The 6,074-nt window shown below is 39.8% G+C and carries 5 protein-coding genes; 2 read left to right on the top strand and 3 right to left on the bottom strand.

What is annotated here, in order from left to right:
- Window positions 1–2,681, bottom strand: a 2,681-nt coding sequence (locus CA730_RS15520; protein WP_096668620.1) for a CHAT domain-containing protein, incomplete at its 3' end; no start/stop codon positions are given.
- 1 nt (window position 2,682) lies between these two features.
- On the bottom strand, window positions 2,683–3,009 hold the full coding sequence (locus CA730_RS15515; protein WP_096671572.1) for a hypothetical protein: 327 nt from the start codon (window positions 3,007–3,009) through the stop codon (window positions 2,683–2,685).
- Window positions 3,010–3,444: 435 nt separating this feature from the next.
- Between CA730_RS15515 and CA730_RS15510 the strand changes: the two genes are divergently transcribed.
- Complete coding sequence (locus CA730_RS15510; RefSeq protein WP_172891198.1) at window positions 3,445–4,407, top strand: amino acid ABC transporter substrate-binding protein; 963 nt, start codon at window positions 3,445–3,447, stop codon at window positions 4,405–4,407.
- A 207-nt stretch (window positions 4,408–4,614) separates the two neighbouring features.
- On the opposite strand, the gene xseB is transcribed toward CA730_RS15510, so the two are convergent.
- A complete protein-coding gene (gene xseB, locus CA730_RS15505; RefSeq protein ID WP_096668616.1) occupies window positions 4,615–4,851 on the bottom strand; it encodes an exodeoxyribonuclease VII small subunit in 237 nt (78 codons plus the stop codon).
- Window positions 4,852–4,870: 19 nt separating this feature from the next.
- On the opposite strand from xseB, the gene CA730_RS15500 reads away from it, so the two are divergent.
- Window positions 4,871–5,902 (top strand): VOC family protein, encoded by a 1,032-nt coding sequence (locus tag CA730_RS15500; protein ID WP_096668614.1) that lies wholly within the window; start codon window positions 4,871–4,873, stop codon window positions 5,900–5,902.
- Window positions 5,903–6,074 lie beyond the last annotated feature (172 nt).

Here is a 6,074-nt window from a genome sequence, read left to right as displayed (position 1 = left end):
TCCCCAATGCTTTCTTCGATTTGTAAAGACTGCTGGTAGAGGGCGATCGCTTCCTCTATTTTTCCTGTGTTGGCGTAGATAAGGGCTAGGTTATGAATGATGGCTGATTTTTCTTTTTCATCTGTTGCTGGACAGAGTTCAAGTGCTTGTTGATAATGTTGCTGTGCTTGTTCAATTTCTCCAAGTTCTTGTTCAGATCGTGCTAGTTGATGCAAAATGCGATAGTCTTCAACTGTGTTTAGGGTAGATTTGCACAGATGTAAGGTGCCACGAAATCGGCCAGTATTAATCCAATTATTTGTTACAGCCATTCCTACTGTTGAGGCAATTTCCCCTTGTTTACCCAACAACGCTAACCGATGAATTTCTAACTTTTCTTCCTCTATTGAAGTTTCTGCTTCTTCCCACCACAGACGATACAACACCTCAGCCGCTTGTTGATACAAGGTTTCTACATTGGTGGATAAGGTCAATGGCAAAATTCTCGGTACACGCAACGACTCATCAGGACTAACTTCCAGCAATCCCAAGGCCACCGCCCGATTGATATAATCTGCCAAATTGGGAATATTTTCACAAACTGCGGTTAATGCTTCCCTGGGGACTGGTAACTCAAATACCAAACCCTGTGACAACATTTCCCCCATCGTTTCATCCATTTGTTGCAGCAAAGCTTCAGCTAAAACCTGTTCTCGCAACTCCACCCCATCAACTTCTAAACGATTGAGAATCACCACCACATCAACACTCTGATCTCCCCTCTTGTTCCCCCTCCTCGCTTGCGGGGAGGGGGTTAGGGGGTGGGGTGCTTGCAAAATCTTATCCAACCATTCCAGCAACCGGGGATTACCATCAGCCAACCTCCGCGCTTGCGATTTCAACGCCTCATCTACCGGAGATTTTGCCCCAAAAGCCACAAGACGACTACACTTTTTTCTTAAATCTGCCCCCCGCATTCCCTCCAAAGGCTGTTTATAGAAATACCGCAAATGGCTAAATTCAAAATCATAACGACAGGTGAGAATTAACTGATGATTGGTGTATGTTTCCCGAATCGCCGAAACCAAAGCTGTTAAAACCTCTGCGGCTATTGGTTGCAAACGACCTAACCCCCCTTCCCTGCGAGGGAATGGGTGAATCAAACTCCCCTCTCCTGCAAGGAGAGGGGTTGGGGGAGAAGTCAATTCTAAATTCTCCTCAAAATCATCCAACACCAACAAAAACAGCTTTTCCCCAGCGTCCGACAATTGCTGAAATACCCGCTTTAACCTAAATTTCAATTCCTCATCAGGATTTTGTAGCTGTTTGCGTTGTTCGTGATCATCCAACTTATCCACCAACCGACTAACTAAACTCGGTTCATCAATTCTCCCCACCAAGACAACACGCTGAAAATTCGGGAGTATGTCACATAGTCTAGCTGCTAAACTACTTTTACCTAAACCACCCATACCATAAATTAATACCCCTATTTCTTCCTTTGATGGTGTCAGCGTCCTTAAACAACTTTGCAACTGACGACGACGACCCACAAAACTCTCACGGGTGGCGACTTTCACCCTTCCCGCAGGATCTAAAAATTCCGTACTCACAGAAAGGGGTGGTGCTGGTTTCCTTCCACGAGTCCGCAATGGTGTCACCAATTCTCCTGGTAAACTATCCGCCGCATATAATCGCAATAAATGCCAATCCCGTGCTTTGTTTTTGATTAATGTTTGATAGGTACTGGCAACCGCTTCCGTGATTTGCTTTCCTGCTGCTAATTCTTTATATAATGTGGCTGCGGCTGCTGTTGCATCAGATTCTAAAACTTTCTGTCCCCATCCCAAAACGGCTTTAGCACCAGCTTTGAGTAATTCTTCCGCCATTGAAGGGACTGAACCATAATTATCACCATCACCACCGGCTTGTCCAGTGCGACAACCAGACAGGAAAATCAATTTGGGTAATCGGAATTGTAGTGCTGTAGCGATATCTTCTGCACTGGCATTATAAGCTTCTCCGGTTTCGGTTTCGGTAATAAATTCCGGTTGTCCGTTGGTAATTGTGGCATGACCGGTAATATGGAAAATATCAAAATAATCTTTACCGTAATAATCCGTTAAATAACCCAATTCTGATAAACAACCGCTTTCTTCTACTGTCAAAGCTAAAGGTTGTCTTCCCGTCGCTTCCAAAATTCGCGCTTCTTCGGCTTCAAAATCTAATACAGGTTCTACTCCTTGGGGAGAAGTAGCCATAAATAAAACTTGCAAAGCCCGGTTTTCTGGGTTTTTCTCCACAGACAATGTGTTCACAGAGTCCGATGATACCCACCTTACAGGAATAATTGACTGTTGAACGAGAAAGGTTTGATTATCGTGCAGAACTTCCCAAGGTAAATGGGCGAGTTTTTCGGCTGTTGAAATGGCTAAAATGATTCCTTGACGCTGATATTGGTTGATGAATTTTTGTAAAAAGCGATCGCTCCCATCTAACCAGTTATACAGCCCTAACCCAGTCACTGCATAATCTTCAGCAAATGAGGAAACGTAATAATCTCTTTCTGCTAACTTGATTAAATCACTGATTTCGCTCAGGTCGAGTGTGCGTTTTGTATATTGGTTGTAATTATCAGTAAAGTAACGTAACTCTACATAATTACCGGCAACGGCTTTCAGGTCAAGGTGAAGAATCTGCACGTTATGATTCTAAAATTTGGCGAATTTCCTCAATTGTGGCATTTTCTAACAACAATCGTCTACCGTTACTGCCGACAATCAGAACTTTAGCAATCTTTTTACCCGACTGTTGCTGTTTATACTCCTGATACCATTTGCGAATTTGTTCAGCAATGGCCAGAGTTCCACCAACAAGACCAACTATAGTGGCAACTGTGGTAATTACTGCTTCTTTTCTCACGTCTTCTGAATTTACGCTATAGTTACCATTTATACCTTCAATTGCCAAAAGTTCCTCTGTGGCTGTAATGGCATTTTCACTTTCAATAGAAAATTTAATTTCTGTCATAAATTTACCTAAAATAGCTAATTTCCACATTTATCAACCATTACCTTAAAATATCATAGAGTAAGGATGATGACTTTGCAAGCGATCAATTCCAGTTAAATCCTGACATATAGCGGTATGCACTTGCATGAGATACATCATAGCCCCCTCATCGCTTGCGGGGAGGGGGTTGGGGGTGGGGTTCTTGTATCTCACTCAATCGAGAACCGCTATATAACTATCAATAATTGTGCAATACCAAATTAAAATAAAGCTGTATGGAATAAGATTTCAATAATAATTGACCGCAGATGGACGCAGATAAATACGGATAAATTAATTGGTTTCATAATTCTGTGCAGGGTCTAATGTGAAGAATCATTTCTAGAACCGTTAACTTGATCTTCAATAGAGATAATTTAATCATTTTGATTCTATGGATTCCCCAAGATTAATATGTTTGTAAGTACCAAAATAAATCTCTCCCATTTACCTACTTTCACTAAGTCGAAGATATATAAAAATATTGCCCCTGTGATCTTCGGTTTGATATTATCAGGATTAATGCCCGGTATTGCTAAGGCAGAAACAGTAATGGAAAAGGTAGCACGGACAGGAGTATTAACTGCTGGCACGAGCAAAGACGCTTTACCATTTGCCTACTCCGACAGTCAAGGAAAATTGACTGGTTATTCTGTGGATATGTTAACTTTAATCCAACAGCAATTAGAAAAAGAATTAGGCAAAAAAATTACACTTAAATTAGTTGCAGTTACCCCAGCAGCAAGGATTCCCAAGATAATTAACCGACAAGTTGATATTGTCTGTGATGCCAGTAGTTTTACTTGGGAACGAGATAAAAAAATTGATTTTTCTATTAGTTATGGTGTCACAGGGACGCAGATTTTAATTAAAAAGGAAACCAATTTAGGTTCACCAGAATCCCTCATCAATAAGCGTGTGGGTGTGTTAGCTGGAACTACCAACGAACAAGCAATCAAGCGAATACAACCTCAAGCAAAGCTTGTATATTTTAAGACTAGACCAGAAGGATTTGCCGCTTTGGAACAGGGCAAAATTGACGCTTTTGCATCCGATAGCATTCTTTTAGAAGGATGGTTACAAACAGCAAAAAATCCAAATAGTTTTGCCATAGTCCCCCCTCGTCCCTATTCACGAGAAGGAATTGCTTGCATGGTTCCTGAGAATAACTCTAAATTCCTGAATTCAGTAAATTATTCCCTCGTCAAATTTATGCAAGGATTTGTGAATAATAACCCCAAATACGTGGCGATTTTTGACCGTTGGTTTGGTTCTCAAGGTGCTGTATATCTCAATCAGGACTTACGTGATTTAGAAGTGGAAACTATGCAATTAATGATCGAGTTTCACGAACCGATTCCCCAAAAAGATTTGTAGGACGTAGTTATTAATTAACAAATAGTCTCACGAATTATATTAATTTTACGTGAGACTGCACAGAATTATCAAATCCATTAATTCATCCGTATTTATCTGCGTTCATCTGCGTTCAATTATTCTATAAATCTGATTACATACAGCTTCCACGTAAAGTTTCAACATATATCAAATGATGTTTGTTTCTTCTGCCTGACCTTCATTTTCCTAGTTCTCATCTTGCAAGGTTTCAATTAATAAATCTACCTGCTGCTGTCGCTGCTGTAAAAAACTATCACATTCCTTCAAATACTCAACCGCAGTTGCAAATTCTGTAAATACATCTGCTAATTCTAATTCACCACTCTCAATGCGAGTGATAATAGTTTCAATTTCTGCTATCTTAGCTTCATAACTTCCTCCATTTGCGGACATGGATTTAACCGAATTATTGCGTTTTACCATAGAATTTTCCCTCTAAATTATGAATTCAACCAATCATCCAACAATTAGCAGTATCTATGAAGTCTGTATTGGTGTCCCAGATGCTATTTCCGCAATTCAATATTGGCAACAATTTGGTTATCGGATTGGAGAAATAGGAGAATTAACCGCAACTATAGCTTATCAACTATATCGGGTAAATTCACCTTTACAGACTATTCGACTTTATCATCAAAATGCAGATCATGGATTAATTCGGTTAATGATTTGGCAAAATCCTACATCTGCGGGTTTAGGTATCAGTTCTATGAAAAGAAAAGGTAATCGTTGGGGGACTACCTTAACTACTGATATACTGGGCATTTTAAATCATGCGGAAGCAGCAAAATCAATTGGTGAAAATATTCTTTACACTCAAACTCACTGGGAAGTAATTTATAACAAAGATCAAAAAATTCGTCCTTTTGTAGAACCGTTGGTGGGGGTACGAGAAATGCTATTACTTCAACCATTTAGTCGGCAAGTTTTATTTCAACGTTTTGGTTATGATGTTCCTAATTATGGACAGATTAATGATCATGCACCTTTAAAAACTAGTCAGTTTACTCATGTAGGTATAGTTGTCCAAGATGATAGTAAGGAAATTCTCAAATTCTATGAAGAAGTTTTAGGTTTATTGCGTGTGCGTGATGATGTAAAGACAAGTTATGAATCATCTTTAGCAGGAAGAGAATTTTTTCACCTGAACCCAGGGGAAAAATTTATAGTTACGGCTTTTGATGATCCTGGTTCTTCTCAAACTGATTTTATGGCAGCGCGAAGTGGTAGACTTTATATTATTAGCTTTCCAGAAAATATAACTTTAAAATCATGTTTTACAGATGCCCAACCGGGATGTTTAGGAATGTGCCTTTATACTTACAGAGTTCAGGAAATAGAGATTTATTGGCAACGAGTGCGAGAAAGTTCAGCCCAGCAAATTACGGAAATTATGATTAATGAGTTTGCAGAAAAGAGTTTTTCTTTTGTTGCTCCTGATGGTTATTTTTGGAATATAGTGGAGAGTAAATAAATAGGGTTTGGTAGGTATTTTTTACTTTAAGATAACGGTGCGTTACGCTGTCGCTACAGCGGTTATCATTTGAACGCAATACAATTGAGGGTGGGGAAACCCCGCCCCTACAGGTTTTACGATTTGCTGATTGTATCTCACTCAAGTGCATACCGCTATAACACACCCTCCG

This window comes from Dolichospermum compactum NIES-806, from assembly GCF_002368115.1.
Taxonomy (GTDB): domain Bacteria; phylum Cyanobacteriota; class Cyanobacteriia; order Cyanobacteriales; family Nostocaceae; genus Dolichospermum; species Dolichospermum compactum.
The sequence above is the reverse complement of the archived record's forward strand: the minus strand, read 5'-3'. Positions and strand labels throughout refer to the sequence as shown.

Excerpts from the sequence above, each read along its gene's own strand:
- xseB (WP_096668616.1), bottom strand. The coding sequence starts at position 4,851 with ATGGTAAAACGCAATAATTCGGTTAAATCCATGTCCGCAAATGGAGGA.
- CA730_RS15510 (WP_172891198.1), top strand. The coding sequence starts at position 3,445 with ATGTTTGTAAGTACCAAAATAAATCTCTCCCATTTACCTACTTTCACT.
- CA730_RS15500 (WP_096668614.1), top strand. The coding sequence starts at position 4,871 with ATGAATTCAACCAATCATCCAACAATTAGCAGTATCTATGAAGTCTGT.
- CA730_RS15515 (WP_096671572.1), bottom strand. The coding sequence starts at position 3,009 with ATGACAGAAATTAAATTTTCTATTGAAAGTGAAAATGCCATTACAGCC.